Below are 17,259 nucleotides of genomic sequence, written 5' to 3'. Positions count from 1 at the left end.
ATCGCGTACCTGCTCTTATCCCTTCAGATACCTGACCTCAAAGGTCTCAATGGTGATCGGTTTGTTAAAAAGCGTACCCTGAACACAGTCACAGCCCATCTCCTTTAAAATGTTCAATTGATCCTGGGTGTCTACTCCCGAAGCCGATACCGTAACCCCCAGCCGTCTGCACACGTCGATCACTGCCTGGGACACGATCTGACTGCGCCGGTTGCCCACGATGTTGTCAACCAGGCTGCTGTCCAGCTTCAACCCGTCAAATTCCATCAGCGATAGTATGGTAAAGCTGGAATTCTTCGCGCCAAAGTGATCCAGCACCACCCGGACATTGGCTTTGCGGATCTTATTGCCAGTCTCGGCCAGCATCTCCTGATTCATATCTCCCCGTGATTCTGACACTTCTATCTGAAGATACTCGCAGGACACATGATACTTTTCTACGATCGCCTGCATCTTCTCTGTAATATCAGGCTTGCGCAATGTGGAAACCGCAAAATTCACAGAAACAGGGATCATCGGAAGATCCTCCCGCTCCCACCGCTGCAGGGTCCTGCACACTTCCTCAAATACATGCAGGTCCAGGTGATAGGACAGCTTCGTCTCCTCCAGCAGCGCGATGTAACGCTCCGGATTCATGATGCCCAGATCCTTGTGATGATAACGAACCAGCGCCTCGGCCCCCACGACTTCGTTGGAATGCGCATCCATAATTGGAAGGAGACATACGATAAAATTGCCGGACTTGAGGTCATCAAGCAGATCCTGCTTGATGATCGGCTCATGATGCCCCTTGCGCAGGTTCTTATAGTACTTCTTCTTCTCTTCCCGCATCATGTCTTCCGCATCGGAAACAAGGACATCTACATCAATATTGGCTTTTTCCCAAGCATAACCCAGGGTCACAAGCCCGAGACTGATATTCTCCAGCTTGGTATGGGCCGCCTGCACGCCTTTCATAAACTTTTCGTAGGAAATATTCTCAACGATTGCCAGGTATTCATCCCCCGTCAGCCGGTATACGTTGGCGCTCCGGAAGAACTCCTCCAGGATCTCGCCTACGCGGATCACGACTTCATCGCCGTACTCCCTGCCGAACTCCTTGTTAAAATTCTTCAGGCCGTTGATATCCGCGGACAACGCGCCCACTGACTTGAGCTGCTTCTTCTTCGCCTCTGCCAGATATGCCACGAAGCTGTTCCGGTTGAGAAGCCCTGTCAGATCATCATGATAGCTCAGATACTCCTGCTGCTTCTGGGTCTTGTGCAGGATGATGGCCTGGGAAATATACGGCAGAACCGCCCGCATCAGTGAAAGGTCACAGCCGCCCCTGCGTACATTGACCACAGCCAGTATGGCTGTAATCCCTTCCTCCAGTCCCTGGAATACGCTGTAGCACTCATCCCGGGTATCCGTGATCTCATGCTGTACCCAACGCGGCAGTTGTTCCGGCTCCAGCATCTTGATCCGGTCTCTCTGCCATGGAATATTCTCCGCGCACCACTCATATATTGTCAGTATCTCGTATTCATCCTTTTCAATATAATAAGCATATTCCGAATCATAATAATCTCTTACCGTACTCAGAACATCATTCATAATCTCAAGGATAGAACGCATCTTATTGTTTTCACTCATAAAACTACTCTCCCTTACCCCTGTAGAGAACTGCTTCAAAATAATCTGTACATTTATGCGCCGCAGACTCACTGCTCCAAATAACATACAGCGCGGTAAACACGCTTTATTATTCTGGACAGTAATATAACTTTTTCCTATTGCACAGGTACATTTGTTACGATTCCCAAGCTGTCTATACATAGAATATTGTAGTATAATGGTTGTGAAATTGCAACCAGAATCACAAAAAAATATAATTTTACAATAAATTATTTTGTTTCCCGAATACGGGCCGATATATATATTATATGGAAAAACAGGATTTGAAATGAGAATGTTGTCCGCCTGTGAGCACGATACAGGCGTGGAGCATAGCACGATTTACTCAGAGGAAAGGAGGGTATTTTATGAGAGTCACTATGAGGAACTGGCAGTCAGCCGCCGACAGTTATAAGTATCAGACCCCGGCCGCGGCAGGCACCGGCAATTCCGGGAAGCTTCCCGGCGCTCCGACGCAGACAGAGACAGCGGCGGACCGCTATCACAATACAAGGGACCCGGCTGTAGATGATTTTTACGGTTCGATCCGCGGACAGGTGCAGGACCAGTCCCTATTTTTAAATTCGTTGCTGGGAGAGGATCAGGAGGATTTTTTCAGTTCCCTGCTTGGGAAGGACGAGAGGAGCTTCTTAAACTCCCTGCTGGGAGAGGACGAGAAGAGTCTATTAAGCTCCCTGCTGGAAGAGGATGAGAAGAGTCTATTAAGCTCCCTGCTGGGAAACCAGGAGGAGGAAAGCTTTCTGGATTCTTTACTGGCGCAGGTAAAGGAGAGCTCGAACTTCAAGATGTCCGTTTCCATGCCGGATGATTCTACCGGGCAGCTTGCAACCGAGCTCGCCCGTTCGGAGACAAAGATGAACGTGCTGCAGGTTTCCTCCAAGGCCATACGCGCGCTGGGCACTCTAAAAATAGCGTACGCACTCAGCAGCGGCGAAGATAAGGAGAAAATCGGGCGGATGATCCGGCGCATGCAGAAGCTGACCCGGCAGATCCAGAAAAAATTGAAGAATCTGAGTAAGGAGGAACAACTGGAGCTGCAGAGAAAGCGTGCCGAAAAACGGCAGCAGCAGGAAAAAGAGCTGGAGATCCGCAAGGAGATCACCAAACGAAAGAGAAAACGCCGCAGGGAAGAGAACCACTATGCGTCCAAGGAAGTCATGCAGGACCGGAAGGAAGCGCTGCAGGAGACCCTGGATTCCATTGCGGGCCTGGGCAGTTCTTCCGCGGCAGCGGCGGCGGCAGAAGGTCTGGTTTCCGCGGCAGCAGCGGGAGCCGGGAGCGGCGCTGTTTCCGCAGGAACCTCCGTAGCGGCGGCAGGCGGCGTAACGGCTGGAACCGTCTCCATGGATGCGGCAGCAGCAGATGCCGCAGCGGATGTCGCGGTCTGACCAATGCTGAAAAACGTACCAGAGATTTAAGACAGCCCGTCACGGTTATCCGTTGCGCGGGCTGTCTTTTTCTCTGAAGAGAAGTTCTCAAAAATGGATTATCTGGTCACAATATCAACCGGCACATTAAAGATCTTCGCCACCTTCAGGATCGTATCGATATGCCTTCCTGTCGCCGCCGCGAAGTGGTGAGTCGGTCCGCATTCGCTCCACTGGTTCACGAACTCCCTTGCCCCACAGGTGAAGCGTGTCCGCATGTTGGTATCACCGAAGGAAAGGATCTTGCCTTCCTCATTGACGCCCTCTGCCACGATGAACTTGAAGTGTCCGTCCCCATCCTGGGTGATGGCAAGGTAGGTCACCGGTCCTGTATAGGGATAGAACTGGGTCAGGTAGCCGCCGCCGGTCTTTCCGTGGAATACCTTCACGATCTTCATGGTCGGCTTCTTGTCGGAGATGTCCGCATCCCCGGAGCCGCTGTGCCCGATGATGGCGATATCGTCGTTGAAGTCGATGGAGTACATTTCCGCAAGCTGGCCTGTACCGGAGATGGTCTTTAAGATGCTCATTGCCATGGCGACCTTCATATCCCCTTCTACCGCGCAGGCTGTTCCCTGCTTGATCAGCATGGAGAATGCCGGGATCAGCATACTGTCAAGGACGCCTGCCTTGCCCTGTGCAAATCCGTCATAGTGGGAAGCAACCAGTCCGAGCTTCTCATCCTTCACCCACTGCTCGAAGGCTACCACGTATTTTGCCATTTCCCATACTTCCTCAATGCTTCCACCGCCCTCAATGTCGAAGGTATCCAGGATATCCTGTGCCTTTGCGCGTATCGCGTCCTCATCCGTAATGTCGTCGGCGATGGCCCACATCTTCTCCCAGTCAAATTGCTTGGTATACAGGTGCATTCTTCTGTACAGGTTGGACTCGTCAATATAAAGATCCATCATACCCGGATATGGTCTTCCGATCTGTGCGATGTTGGTATCCCGGAATCTCCTTCTGACCTGGGCAGCCCGGCACCATTCCTCGATCTCCGCCTGAACGCCCGGATCTCCGCCTTCTACAACGCCTGTGATCACCGCATGACGCTTGCCATATCTCTCCAGGTCCGCCACCATCTCGCCGACAGCGCCGCAGGCATAGCCTTCGCCCAGCCATGACGCGATATCCGTATGGTCGTAGTCCAGTGCTTTTAACTTCTGTACATTGACCAGCACCACCGGAACATCCAGATCCCGGACCGCCGGAAGCATGTTGTAGGATGTCGCGTAGGTCAAAAGCTGCATAAATACCAGGTCCACATCTGCCGCGCGGAACTTATCTCCCGCTTCCTGTGACTGCTCCTTGGTTGTCACCATTCCGCCGTCAATGATCTCTACCGTGTCCGGCAGAGTCTTCTTGAATGCGGCATACTGTGCTTCAAATTCCGGCACCAGTGACGGAAACTGGGGCAGATACGCACCCAAAGCGATGGAAAAAACACCTACTTTTGCTTTTGTTTCAACTAACATATGATCTCCTCCTGTTTTTTGATCTATTCGTAATATTTGATATCAAATGATTCCCCGATGCAGGTCCGCGCCTCCGGCAGATCCGCGAATACACCGTCCTGCAGCATCTGGACCGCGATATTTCCGATGGCCGTCGCCTCTGTCGGTCCGGCCGACACCTTTTTGCCGGTGTATTTTGCGGTCAGCTCGTTCAGATAGCCCGCATTGGCGCCGCCGCCTACAACATAAATGGTGTCATATGTATTGCCGGTGATGTCCTCGATCTCCTTCACCGTCTCGCCATAGCAGTATGCCAGGCTGTTGTAAACCACCGCGGAGATCTCTCCGACCGTCCGGGGCACCTGCTGGTTCGTATTTGCGCAGAAATCCTGGACCGCCTTGATCATGCTCTCAGGAGCAAAGAAACAATTGTCATTGCAGTCTACGATGGAGTCGATCTTTTCTTTGGAAGCACGCTCGCAGATCTCCCCGAAGGACAGGTCCTCTTCAAATTCCTTCTTGACTGACTGGATCATCCACAGTCCCATGATATTTTTCAGGAAACGGAACCGATGGTCATAGCCGCCTTCGTTTGTAAAGTTGGCCTGCATGCTTGCCATGGAGCAGTCGGCTTCCTTTCTCTCGATCCCCATCAGCGACCAGGTGCCGGAGCTGATGTAGATCGCGTTGTCGTCATTGGTCGGAACCGCCAGCACTGCAGAGCCGGTATCGTGTGTGGCTGGAAGCACAACCGTACAGTCGAATCCAACCTCATCCTGAATCTCCTTTGTGAAGTTCCCTACCACCGTTCCGGGCATGGACACCGGCTGGAACATTTTGGAGTGATAGCCCAGCATATCGATCAGCTCATAATCCCAGTCGTTGGTCCTGGGGTCTACTAACTGGGTGCTGGTGGCATTGGTATATTCCATCTTTTTCACGCCGGTCAGCAGGAAGTCAAAATAGTCCGGGATCATCAGTATGGACTCCGCCTGCTCCAGATATTCCGGATGGAATTCCTTCACTGCCATCAGCTGGTAAATGGTATTGAAGATCTGCTTCTGGATCCCGGTCCTGGCATATAAAGCGGAAAGTGAGATCGTCTCATAAACCTTGTCATCCATCCCGTTGGTGCGGCTGTCACGGTAGCCCGCGGTATCTCCCAGGATCTGATTCTCCTTGTCAAGCAGGACATAGTCCACTGCCCATGTGTCAATCCCCATGAAGGAAGGAATCCTTCCCAGCTCTTTACACTTTTTCAAGCCATTTTTGATCTCGGTAAACAGCCGCTTCACATCCCAGCACAGGGTTCCGTTCACATTGTCCATCCCGTTCGGGAAGCGGTAGATCTCTTCCAGCTTCATCCTGCCGTCTTCCATAGAGGCCAGCATATGGCGTCCGCTGGATGCCCCGATATCTACGGCCAAATAGTACTTCTCCATTTTGTGCCTCCTTTATATTTTTTTAACACTAATGTTATTATAATTAGTAAAAAAGCACAAAAAAAGGTCGCTATTTACTAAAAAATAGGACCTTATTTGCATTTCTATTCTGCTATGGTCGAAAATATCAGCGGATATTTCGCAATGTTCTTTAACTTGCACTCATAAACCACATCTTCCGCCTTTGACATGATCTCCTCTAGGGTAAGCTCGTTCTCTTTTCCCTGGATCTCCAGGACGCCGTAGCTGAAGCTGCACTGGTACTTTCTGTAGACCTCCTCCTGAAATTCCTTCAGGATCTCCGCCAGCTTCCGGTTGATCAGCTCTGCCATATTACCGGAAAGAATAACGCAGAACTCGTCCCCGCCGATCCGGGTAAACGTATCGCCGCCACGGAAATTCTTCTTGACGATCTCAACAAAATTCTGGATATAGACATCTCCTTCGTGATGTCCAAATGTCTCATTTACATATTCCAGCCCGTCAAGCTGCAGATAGCAGAGTGTCGCGTCCAGCTCATCCCGCAGGACGATTCCCATATATTCCTCAAAGAACCTGCGGTTCTTGGCTCCTGTCAGCGGATCGTGGTAGGCTTCGCTGTCCAGGTTGCGGGCATTGCGCTTTTCATCTGTAATATCAATCACGACATGTACAAAGGAGGAGCGCTCTTTCCATTCCATCGGAAAAGATGTGACACGGTAGGATGTACCAGCCTCGCCCTCCATCTCCCATACCTTATACTGTTCCCTGCCGTTCCAGTTCAGCAGATCGGAATGGAAAGAAAGACGGCGTTTGCATGTTTGACAGAAGGAACCGTCAATCCCTCCTAACTGCTTTCTCTTATTACAATATATGATCTCCTTGCTGTCTCTATCCACAACCAGAAGCCATTCCTTTCGCCTGCTCAGCATCTCGATCAAAAATTCATTGTAGCCCTCAATCATCTCCGCCCGGCGTTCTGCCTTCTCCGCAACTTCTTTGAGCTGTTCTTCCCTTTCCTTAAGCTGTTTGGTCATCTCGTTAAACGCATCGGAAAAGTCTCCCAAAAAGGCAACATGCTGAGAATAATCTCCCTTTGTGACCTGCTGCGCCTGCCATGTGAGATGATTCAGATTCGCATGGAGATTCTTCAGGTTCTCACACAGGAAATTATACTCCTTCGGAAATTCCACAGACAGATTGCCCTTCGAAAGCTCCGAAGAATATGTCACCAGTTCGTTTACCGCATTCTGCATGATCTGGAGCCCCCGTCCCAAATCCTTAAAAGGCTCGCTCAGCGCATTGACTTCAATGTTCTCAATCCAAGAATCATAAAGGATCCCCCGCATATATTCAAATAAAAGCTCGCAGTCTTTATTCGTGTCTGCACTCAAGACTATGTCCTCCTTATTCATCAATATCTGCCCGGAACCGGCATACCCTGTCGCCGGTCGCCCAGCAGTTTACTTCCGTCGCATTGTACGGCTTCCCCGTATACGAGGTAAGAATCCCTGCTAAAAATCCCTCGTCATAATTGCATACGGTCTCCCCGAGAAGCGGCAGTCCGGAACAATCGGCATCCTCAGAAACCGTAAGGACCATTTTCCCCGTCTCCTCATCAAACTTCTCAATCCGGAGGACACCCATCTTGAATTCTTCCAGCCGCTTCTGAAGCTGTGCGGTAAATTCGGACAGTTCCAAAGACGAGTCCAGATATTTTTCCGCAAAATATGTTCCCGCCCGATAACCGGCGCTCCGGAAAATATCAATCTGCTCTTCTTTTCCAAGCCTTGATGTCAATTCCTCGCGAATGGAATATTCCAAGAGCCTGTACACAGCAACCGGAAGCTCTGTTCCCAGATTCTCCCTGCCGTTTTCCTGTGCCTCCATATAATCCGTAAGAGAAAGCGCTTTCCTGTTTTTCAAAAAAATATTGTCTTCCATCATGTTTCCCTTTCTGTAATATCGAATAATCGGCGTATTCTTTCCTATCTGTCAGATACACCGACTTTTTTATTATAACGTATTCCCTCTGCTTTGCCAGCACTCTTTTATTGCAATTCACGGCCTGACCGGCCGTGAATTGCAATAAGCTTTTTTCTTTTCTCCTTACTGCTGCAGCTCCTGGGCAACCCGCTTCATCAATTCCTGCGGCATAAATGGCTTTTTCAGGTAATTCACCGCCCCCAGTTTGATCGCGCTCATGACGTCATCCTCGTCTCCCGACGCAGTCAGGAAGATCACAGGGATATTGATCGAGTTCTTCTTCATGCGTTCAAAGACCTCCATCCCCTTCATACCCGGCATCTCTATATCAAGAAGGACCAGATCGACCTCCTCATTCCTCAGCTTATCAAGCGCCTCTATTCCTGATTCCGCAAGAAGCACCTCATAATACTTCCCCAGGATCATCTTCGTCCTTACCAAATTCATCGAATCATCATCTACTACCAAAATACGTCTCTGCATACAGCCGCCTCCCTGTTTTTTTGTCGGGGACTTCCCCAAACTACATATTCCTTATTGTAAAGCAGAATTTCAATAAAATCAAGCCTGAAAGAACTACTGTGAACAAGCCCCTCCTTCTTTCCGGTACTCCTTCGGGCTGACTCCATATCTTTCTTTGAACTTCCGGTAAAAATAACTCGTATTGTCATACCCCACGGACTCTATGATATCCGCTACAGGCAGCCGGCTGCTGGTGAGCAGATAAGCCGCCTGGTTCATTCTCTTTGCCTGGAGAAGCTCCTTGTAAGTTCTGCCGGTACGTTTCCTGATCTCCCGGCTGAGCCAGTACAGGTCATAATTCATGCTTTCTGCCAGATCGGAAAGACTGCCGTCCTTATAGTGCTCCTCGATATAATTCAGTACATTTCCGGTCAGCTCCGTATCAAAGCGTGAGCTTCCGGTCTCCATCTTATCCATATAATTCAAAAGCTGCAGCAGAAGCAGCCCCATGGTGATCTGGTTGCAGCTGCGCTTATTTCCCATGCCGTAAAAGACCGTCCAGACCATATTTTCCACTAGGTTCTGGATCGGCAGGACATCCGCTACATGGAAATACAGATACGAGGTCTGGTCATTCTTGCCGCAGAGTGTCCCCACCAGAAATTCCCTCAGTGTATTTTCCTCTGTTCCCATCATGGAAAATGCCATATTGAAAAACTCGGGCAGGATGATGAAGTTCACCGCAATATCCGCTTCCCCGGCGGGCAGAATCTCCTGCTCCGAATTCTGGTTCAGAAACAAAAGGTCGCCTGGTTCCAGAACGACCTCATTTCCGTCAATATAATGTGTCGTAGTCCCCTGGCACATGTAGATCACTTCTACATAATTATGCCGGTGCCGGGGAAACTTTACGAAACGGGTGTGGGGTCTCACCTCGATCAGCTTTCCCCGTTTGAGCAGCTTCTCGCTATCTACGACCAGCTCCTTTTTCTCCGTGTAAAGCTGCTGGTCGATGCCCTGCCGCCCGTCCAAAATACTCTGCTCTTCTTCCGTGATGACTGATAATTCCCTGATCAAATCCTGATGCATATCTTCTGGCTCCGTTGTATCACTTTCCGTGTCCTCCCTCGAATCTTCGCGCGATCTCCTCCGTCAATTCCATATATTCCTTCGCGCTGCGGCTGTTTTTCTTATAAGCCATGATCGGCACGTGGTTGTCCTGGGACCATTCCACCCCGCTGTCCACCCGGATATAGGTGTCAAATACCTTCACCCCGTCCAGCTCTTTCAGCGTATCCAAGGTCTGACGAAAATAGCTTTTCCGGGTATCTACCTTTGTGATCACCACGCCGCCCGTCCGAAGCTCCGGAGCGATCTGCCGGACCTCGCCCAAAAATTCGAACATATTTGCCAGGCCGAACATGCCCCATGGACTGGACTCTACCGGGATGATCACCGCGTCCGAAGCGCACAGGATGTTCATCACCCATCCGCCCAGAGTGGGCGGCGCGTCGATCAGGATATAATCGTATTCCCCGGAGGACATGATATTTGCCAGACATTTTTTGAGGATATATTCCCTCTGCCATTTGGTAAACAGCTCATATTCGATGGAGCACATCAGAGTGGAGGAGGGGATCAGATCCAGGTTTTCAAAGGGGGAACGCACGATAAAATCCGTCAGGTCGGATTGTCTGCGGATCCCTTCGTAAAGGTTTTTCTCACTGCGCGCGAAGTTCAGCACCTGATCCTCCTCAAACAGGGACAACGACAGGTTCAGCTGCATATCTCCGTCCACCAGGAGCACCTTTTTCCCCAGGACCGACAGGCCGTAGCCGATGTTGGAGCATGTGGTGGACTTCCCGCTCCCGCCCTTGTTATTTGCAAAACAGATGACGTTTGTACCGCTCATTTGCCTCCCCTCCTTTTCTTTTCCTCTTTCCACTCCAAAGATGCCGGCGCGTCTCCGAAATGCTTCCTCACCAGACGGCAATATTCCTGAAATGCCGGAACATCCTGAAAGTCTTCCTGCAGCGCTTCCATGACGCCCTTATAATACCAGCCGATGGCCTGCTTGCTGTGCATCCGAAACTTCATCCACAGGCCTTCCCCCAGGACCGGATAGTCCCGGTCAATATCCCGCATGTTGGACAGCTTGTCCGCCAGGGCGATCATCTGCAGCTCTCTGGATTCTGTTTTTAAATGCCGTATCGTCGTGCTTTTGCGTTCCTCCCAGGTTTTGGATTTGTCTTCGCTTTCCCCCGCGACCAGTTCTGCCACACGTTCTCCGAAGCGGCTGCGCAGGATTTCCTCCGTTACCCCTGTGCAGTCCTCAATCGTATCATGCAGGACCGCGGCACAGAGCACCTCCTCATCCGATGTCATGGCCCTGACGATCTCCGCCACCTCGATCGGGTGGACGATATATGGTTTCCTTGTTCCTTTCCGTACCTGCCCTTCATGCGCCTTCGTCGCAAACTCCACTGCCTCCTGAAACATATCCCGGACCTCCCTTATTACTCCTCTTCCTCATGGATCTCTTCCATGTAATCCTCTAAGCTGTCTTCCATTCCTTCTTTCAGTCTTGCCTTTTCCCTCTTTCGGAACAATCCGTATATACAGGGCACCACGAACAGGGTCAAAATCGTGCCGTAGGTCAGGCCACCGATCGTGACCACCGCCATGGGCTGTACCATATCCGCGCCGGATCCCACTCCCAGCGCCATCGTAGACAATCCCAGAATCGTGGTCAGCGCCGTCATAACGATGGGCCGAAGCCTGGTCCTTCCGGCCTCCACAAGCGCCTCCGTCATCTCGTATCCCGCAGATATCAGCTGATTCGTATAATCGATAAATACGATCCCGTTGTTGACAATGATCCCGGAAAGCATAACAAATCCGATCATGGCGATCACGCTCATCAGGCTTCCGGAGACCAGCAGTCCCAGGAATCCCCCGGTAAATGCCAGCGGCACCGTAAACATGACGATGAATGGGGAGCGCAGGGACTGGAACTGCGCCACCATAATCAGGTACATGAACACCACGGCCAGGGCCAGCATTTTCAAAAGCTCGATCATCGTTTCCCGGATGGTCTCGTCTTCCCCGGTCATCTTCACCGTATAGCCCTCCGGGATCCGATATTTATTCAGCTCCTTCTGGATCCGGTTGCTGACCAGCCCCACGTTGTCGTCCTCCGCCACCTCGGCGCTGACATTGATGTACCGGCTCTGGGCATCCCTGGAAATAGCCTGCAGCCCTTCGCCGTCCTCAAATACCGCAACGTCCTTAAGCGCCAGCTTTTCCGTCGTCCCGTCTTCCTTTTTCACATCCAGCACCAGGTTTTGGATCTCCTCCCTTGTCAGCTCCTGATTCTTCTGCTCCGCCACCACGATCCCGATGGTGGCGGTATCCATCTCCAGATTGGTAGAGGAGGTCTGGTCCCGCAGCCTTGCCGCCAGATCCTGATAAACCTGAGCCACCGTCAGATTGTGGGCGATAGCCTTCGCCTTGTCCACCACGATCCGAAACTCTCTGGTCACCTCCTCCATCCCGTCGGACACGTTTTGGGTCCCTTTTACATTTGACACGATCTCCGCCACTTCTCCGGCGATCCTGCGCAGGGTATCCAGCTCATTTCCCTTGATCTGTACGGAAATGCCGGAGCTTCCCAGGGCGCTCATATCCATATTGGACATGCTTACGTTGATCTCCAGACCCTGGTCCCGCGCGGCTTTTTCCAGCTCCTTCTGCAGCTTCTGGTCGGACATGGCGCGGTCCTCGCTGACCAGAGCGTAAAACTGCACCTCATTGGTAGAGGAAGAGCCCATTCCAAGTCCCCCGGAGTCTCCTGCCATTCCGCCCACGTCCTCCACATCGGCGATCTCCCCGATCTGTTCGGCAAACGCGTCCGCGGCCCGGGCTGTTTCTGCCAGCGGAGTTCCGTCCGGCGTGGAAACGCTCATGCTGATCTCCGTGCTCTGCATGGAAGGCATGAACTGGGTCCCCCGGGCGAACAGCAGTGCACCGCTTAAGAAAAACAGGGCAAGCGCTCCTGCCAGTACGACGATCTTTCCTTTCAACGCAATCCGGAGCAGCCTCTCATATACATTCTGGATTCCCGCATACAGGCGGCTCTCCTTCTGCTGGGTCTTCCGCAGAAGCCCCGCGGACATCATAGGCACCAGACTCAGCGCCACTACTAGACTGGCCAGCAGAGAATAGCCGATGGTCAGTCCCATATCCACAAACAGCTGTCTCGCGATGCCTTCCGTAAATACAATAGGAAGGAATACGCACACCGTGGTCAGAGTGGAGGCCGCAATGGCGCCCGCCACTTCCTTTGCGCCCTGGATCGCCGCTTTTTTGGCCGATGCTCCTTCCTCATTGCGCATCCGGTAAATGTTTTCGATCACGACGATGGAGTTGTCCACCAGCATCCCCACGCCCAGAGCCAGTCCGGACAGGGAGATGACATTCATGGTCACCCCGCTGAAATACATCAGAACGATGGCTGTCAGGATACTGATCGGGATGGAGCATGCAATAACGAAGGTCGGCCGGATATCCCGCAGGAATACCAAAAGGATCAGGATCGCAAGCACCGCGCCGAACACCAGGTTCTGCAGCACGGAGCCGATCACCATGTCGATATAGACGCCCTGGTTCATCAGCACTACGGTATGGATGTCCTGATTGTTCTTCTCGATCTTTTCCAGGCGGTCCAGCACCCGGTCTGTTACGTCCCCGGTGGAGTATCCAGTCTGCTTCTGGATCTGGAACAGGATCCCGTTCTCCCCGTTGATCTTGGCGTAGGTTTCGTCCGAATTATCCTTCCGCTCCACATCCGCAATGTCGGAAAGCCGGATGGGATTGATCCCTTCCCGCTCTACCAGTACCAGCTTGCGCAGCTCTTCTATGGAAGAAAACTTATCGCCTACCCGGATCAGGTAATCAATTCCGTCCTCCTTCACATAGCCCGCGGGCATGTTGAAGTTCTGCGCCGTCAGCAGCGTCTGTACGTTCTCGGCCGTCAGCATGGCTTCCATGTCCGCGGCAGCGCTGGCCGTGTCCTTTGCTTTTTTGAGTTCCTCCTCCTGTGCCTTGATGGCCGATTCTCCCACCGCAAGCTGGGCGGATACGCTGCTCATCTCCAGGGCTGCGGTCAGCTGGGCCGCTCCCAGCTGGGCTCTTGCCTGGGCCAAAGACAACGTCCCCGCGTTCAGCTGCTCTTCCGCCTGATCCAGCATCGTCTGGGCCATATCCAGCTCGGCCTGCTTGTCCGAAATGATCTGGCGGTTTGCTCCAATCTGTCCCAGTCCTTCGTTGATCATCCCCATAGTGGAATCGTACTGGTCCAGCAGCGCAAGCTGGGAAGCCAGGGCCGCCTGGGCAAGCTGCAGCTGAGCCAGCTTCTCCAGATCGGTGCCGTCCGGTACGGAAATGTCAGGAATCCCGCCCGGCAGGTTGATATTGGGGATCGTGATGGTGGTGCCGTCCGGCAGGGTAATCTCCGTGCCGCCGATTCCCTGGGAGAAATCCGGAATATTTCCGCCCGGGACCGTCGCTCCGCTTCCGCCCGTCCCGTTTCCGCCTGTTCCCGGATTGATCGTGCCGCTTCCGCCTGCACCCGGGTTGATCGTTCCGGTCCCGTCTGCTCCCGAGCTGCCTGTCCCGCTTCCGCCTGCTCCCGGTGTCACGCTTCCGTCTCCTCCCGCTCCCGGATTCCCGGTGCCGTCCCCGGAGGCATCCCCATTTCCTGAGCCGTCAGCCGGGGGAACCTGTCCCATAGAGGCCAGCAGCTCCTGGATCTCCTTCTGCACCTGCTGGTATTCCGCTTCGATCTCACCTCTCCGGCTGTTAAAATCCTCCAGCTCCTGCTTCTGTTCATTCAGTGCCTGTTCGCTGGCATCCAGCCCCGCCGCCGCGATCTGAAGAGTCGTCCGGGCAAGCTCCAGCTGGCTTTTCTTTTCCTTGATCTCCAGCCGGCCCTGCGTCAGCTCCGCGTCTCCCTGGGCGATCTGCTGCTCTGCCGCGCCAAGCTGGCCTGCCGCCGCTCCCGCTCCGGCCTCCATCTGGTTCTTGCCGTCCTCGACCTGGGCTTTGGCCTCGGCCAGCGCATCCTCCGCTTCCTGGAACTGCCGGTCCAGCTGGTTCTGAACACTGGCGTCCACGCTGCTGACCTTGGCCTTCTTGATGGTCACCTGGATAGTCTCCTCCACATCCCCGTACATGTTGACCGAAGCCACGCCTTCCAGACTTTCCAGCTCAGGCAGGACCTCCTCCTTGATGATCCGGGTGGTCTCCGCCGCGTCCGCTCCTTCCACACTGACTGCGGGAACCATCACGGGCAGCATGGTGGGATTCAGTTTCATGATAATGGGATTTCCCACCGTATCCGGCCAGTACCCTTTGATCTGGTCCAGGCTTTCCCGCATCTCAATGGTCACGGAATCCATATTAGAGGTCTGTTCAAATTCCAATATGACTGTAGACGCGTTTTCCATGGAGGAAGAGCTCACATTCTTGATGTTGCTGATGGTCGCCATGGCCTGCTCCACCGGCCTTGTCACCGTGGCCTCCACCTCCTCCGGGCTGGCTCCCGGATAGGTCGTCATAACCACCGCATAGGGCAGGTTCATGTCCGGCAGCAGGTCTACCGTCATCTTGTCAAAGGACACATAGCCCAGGATCAGAACCAGGATCACCGCAACCACTACGGTATATGGCTTTTTAACACTGAATTTTGATAGCATGAGTTTTTCTACCTCGAATCTTCATATAGTAAATCCGTAATCGGTAACTCACGGACTCCGTTTTCCCCTCATCGGGATGGTGACTCATTCGTAACTCTCTTCTCTCTTCCTCAGACTCTCCCTGACAGATAGATTTCTTTCGGTACATATGCCTTGACGGCAATTCCTTCCGGAGTATATTCTTCTTCCAAAAGCTGTCCGCTGGCGCGGATCACCTGGACCTTTCCCGCATCCTCAAAGGGATACAGCCGTTCAATATAAACCTGGTCTTTTTGAAGAATCTCCGACAGGGCTCTTTTCAGTTCTTCCAGCCCCTGCCCCGTCCTGGCAGACGCGGATATCGTGTAATCTGCCTGAAAATCCCGGAAATGCCCCGGCTCAGCAAGCAGGTCCTGTTTGTTGAACAGCGTGATCACCGGCTTTCCTTCTACTCCGAGCTGGCGCAGGGTGTCGTAAACCACATACATCTGGGTGTCCATCTGAGGATTGGAGGCATCCACCACGTGAATGATGATGTCCGCGTACCTGGCCTCCTCCAGTGTACTCTTAAATGCCTCAATCAGGTGATGAGGCAGCTTCCGGATAAATCCTACCGTATCGGTCAGCAAAATCTTCTGCTTTCCTTCCAGCTCCAGAACCCGGGTGGTGGTGTCCAGCGTAGAAAACAGCATCGCGTCCTCCAGGATCCCTGCGTCTGTCAGGGCATTTTCCATACTGCTCTTCCCCGCGGAGGTATAACCAACCAGTGCCGCCACCTTCATGTTGGAGCGCTTCCTCTGGGCGCGGATCAGTTCCCGGTGCTGCTCCACTTCCTTCAGCTCCCGTTTTAAACGGCTGATCCTCTCCCGGATCAGCCGCCGGTCCATCTCCAGCTTTTTCTCTCCCGGGCCTCTCGTCCCGATCCCGCCGCCCAGACGTGAAAGGGAATTGCCGAGTCCGGTGAGCCGTGCTGACCGGTAACGGAGCTGGGCCAGCTCTACCTGGATCTTGCCTTCTCCGGAAACCGCATGTGCGGCAAAGATATCCAGAATCAGCAGTGTCCGATCAATGACCTTGCACTCCAGCTCCTGCTGCAGATGATTGAGCTGCGCCGCGGAAAGCTCGTCGTCGCAGATGATGCCGGATGCGTCCTCCTCCCAGATCAGGTCTTTCAGCTCTTCTATTTTTCCTTTTCCGATATAGGTTTGGGGATGCATGGCCTCCCGGTTCTGGATCAGCCGTCCCGCGGCCGCGGCCCCTGCCGTCCTGGCAAGCGCCTCCAGTTCGTCCAGAGATTCCTCCGCAAGCTCATTGTCACCCAGCTGGATCCCCACCAGGATGAAGCGCTCTTCCTCCTGTTTCAAATCATATAGTTCCATGGTTCTATTCTCCCTTATCCAAGCGGCAAGCGCTCGGCATATTTTCCTGCATTCGGCACTGATTCAGATAAGCAAGATGCGGCAATTCCTAAATTACAGCGCCTTACCTCAGAGCCGTATGATAAAAGCCGGAAGGGGCGGATCATTTCCGCGGTTGTAGTAGCTGCTGACGATGACCAGCCATTTTCCGGAATCCAGTTCCTTTAAAAACTCAAGCAGCGCGTCCCGCTCTTCATATCCGGTATCCCCGCCGCTGTAAATACACAGGCTCATGACACCACCCGGCTTTAGCAGCTCCAGACCCTGGCTGACCGCCCGGATGCTTGTCTCCGGCCGTGTGGAAATACGATGGTCGCCGCCCGGCAGATAGCCGAAATTAAATACGATCGCCGAAACGGGCTCTTTTACATAATCCTGCATGTGCTCGTGTCCGTCCCGGATCAGGACGGCGCATGGAAGCAGTCCGGCAGTCTCCAGCCGATTCCTGGTATGCTCCAGTGCTTCTTCCTGAATGTCAAATGCATAAACCTTACCGCCCGGCCCTGTCATGCGGCATAAAAACTCTGTGTCATTGCCGTTTCCTGCCGTCGCGTCCACACAACAGTCATTCTCCGCGATATAATCCTGCAGGAAACGGCGGCAGAACTCCGTGATCTGATATGATCTCTTCATATTATATTGTCCTTTTCAGCCAGTTTCGTGACCGTAATGAAAGT

At 52.9% G+C, this 17,259-nt stretch carries 13 protein-coding genes; 1 reads left to right on the top strand and 12 read right to left on the bottom strand.

The window, feature by feature from the left end:
• Positions 1-15 precede the first annotated feature (15 nt).
• Positions 16-1,635 carry a bifunctional diguanylate cyclase/phosphodiesterase gene (locus ACTOY7_RS01830; RefSeq protein WP_160282135.1) on the bottom strand — a complete coding sequence of 540 codons (1,620 nt, stop codon included), beginning with the start codon at positions 1,633-1,635 and terminating at the stop codon, positions 16-18.
• A 389-nt stretch (positions 1,636-2,024) separates the two neighbouring features.
• On the opposite strand from ACTOY7_RS01830, the gene ACTOY7_RS01825 reads away from it, so the two are divergent.
• The gene (locus ACTOY7_RS01825) at positions 2,025-3,065 is read left to right on the top strand and encodes a hypothetical protein (RefSeq protein ID WP_482670349.1); all 1,041 of its coding nucleotides are present in this window, start codon (positions 2,025-2,027) and stop codon (positions 3,063-3,065) included.
• Between the two features lie 98 nt (positions 3,066-3,163).
• Here the strand turns inward: ACTOY7_RS01825 and ACTOY7_RS01820 are convergent, their stop codons facing one another.
• From ACTOY7_RS01820 to mnmM, 11 genes are all read right to left on the bottom strand, one after another.
• Positions 3,164-4,582 (bottom strand): arabinose isomerase, encoded by a 1,419-nt coding sequence (locus ACTOY7_RS01820; RefSeq protein ID WP_300884564.1) that lies wholly within the window; start codon positions 4,580-4,582, stop codon positions 3,164-3,166.
• Between the two features lie 23 nt (positions 4,583-4,605).
• Positions 4,606-6,003, bottom strand: a complete 1,398-nt coding sequence (gene rhaB, locus ACTOY7_RS01815; protein ID WP_482670348.1) for a rhamnulokinase — start codon at positions 6,001-6,003, stop codon at positions 4,606-4,608.
• A gap of 104 nt (positions 6,004-6,107) precedes the next feature.
• The gene (locus tag ACTOY7_RS01810; protein ID WP_160282131.1) at positions 6,108-7,376 is read right to left on the bottom strand and encodes a sensor domain-containing diguanylate cyclase; all 1,269 of its coding nucleotides are present in this window, start codon (positions 7,374-7,376) and stop codon (positions 6,108-6,110) included.
• A gap of 13 nt (positions 7,377-7,389) precedes the next feature.
• Positions 7,390-7,929, bottom strand: a complete 540-nt coding sequence (locus ACTOY7_RS01805) for a V4R domain-containing protein (protein WP_160282130.1) — start codon at positions 7,927-7,929, stop codon at positions 7,390-7,392.
• Positions 7,930-8,091: 162 nt separating this feature from the next.
• Positions 8,092-8,451, bottom strand: coding sequence for a response regulator (locus ACTOY7_RS01800; RefSeq protein WP_160282599.1), 360 nt, complete (start codon positions 8,449-8,451; stop codon positions 8,092-8,094).
• Positions 8,452-8,544: 93 nt separating this feature from the next.
• Entirely contained in the window at positions 8,545-9,519 is a 975-nt protein-coding gene (locus ACTOY7_RS01795; RefSeq protein WP_394683134.1) for an AraC family transcriptional regulator, read from the bottom strand.
• Between the two features lie 19 nt (positions 9,520-9,538).
• Entirely contained in the window at positions 9,539-10,342 is an 804-nt protein-coding gene (locus tag ACTOY7_RS01790) for a ParA family protein (protein ID WP_160282597.1), read from the bottom strand.
• Positions 10,339-10,929 carry an HD domain-containing protein gene (locus tag ACTOY7_RS01785; RefSeq protein WP_160282596.1) on the bottom strand — a complete coding sequence of 197 codons (591 nt, stop codon included), beginning with the start codon at positions 10,927-10,929 and terminating at the stop codon, positions 10,339-10,341. The genes ACTOY7_RS01790 and ACTOY7_RS01785 overlap by 4 nt, the downstream gene beginning before the upstream one ends.
• Before the next feature lie 17 nt (positions 10,930-10,946).
• Entirely contained in the window at positions 10,947-15,185 is a 4,239-nt protein-coding gene (locus ACTOY7_RS01780) for an efflux RND transporter permease subunit (RefSeq protein WP_482670347.1), read from the bottom strand.
• A 110-nt stretch (positions 15,186-15,295) separates the two neighbouring features.
• Positions 15,296-16,543, bottom strand: a complete 1,248-nt coding sequence (gene hflX, locus ACTOY7_RS01775) for a GTPase HflX (RefSeq protein ID WP_300884560.1) — start codon at positions 16,541-16,543, stop codon at positions 15,296-15,298.
• Between the two features lie 108 nt (positions 16,544-16,651).
• Complete coding sequence (mnmM, locus tag ACTOY7_RS01770) at positions 16,652-17,215, bottom strand: tRNA 5-(aminomethyl)-2-thiouridylate-methyltransferase MnmM (protein ID WP_160282593.1); 564 nt, start codon at positions 17,213-17,215, stop codon at positions 16,652-16,654.
• Positions 17,216-17,259: the final 44 nt, after the last annotated feature.

Source organism: Schaedlerella sp. (assembly GCF_056796775.1).
The sequence above is the reverse complement of the archived record's forward strand: the minus strand, read 5'-3'. Positions and strand labels throughout refer to the sequence as shown.